This window comes from Mesorhizobium sp. M1A.T.Ca.IN.004.03.1.1, assembly GCF_003997555.1.
Lineage (GTDB): Bacteria > Pseudomonadota > Alphaproteobacteria > Rhizobiales > Rhizobiaceae > Mesorhizobium.
The window spans coordinates 1-274 of record NZ_RZTV01000299.1 but is presented as its reverse complement, the minus strand read 5'-3'; the positions used below and the strand labels follow the sequence as shown (position 1 = coordinate 274).

Here is a 274-nt window from a genome sequence, read left to right as displayed (position 1 = left end):
GTGCCATCAAAGGCGAGACCGACGAACTCGCCGCGCCCATTCAGCGTGGCCGAGCCGCTATTGCCATTGGTAATGTCGACCGTGGACATGAAGTCGACCGGCAAAGTGCCCAGCTCCGGCGCGACATAGGGGCCATAATTCTTGGCCCGGATCGCAGCGACGGCGGCGGCGGGCGCATCAAACTCGCCCTTGCCAGTGTGCTTGGCCAGAAGTCCCTCAGCCGTGGTGAATGGCGTCCAGATCTGCCCGTCGCGTGTTCGCCCCGACACCTTGC

Annotated in this window: 1 protein-coding gene; it reads right to left on the bottom strand. The window is 64.2% G+C overall.

Annotated elements, in window-relative coordinates:
• Positions 1–274 (bottom strand): S46 family peptidase (locus EOD29_RS31750; protein ID WP_164763941.1); only part of this gene is annotated, 274 nt, incomplete at both ends.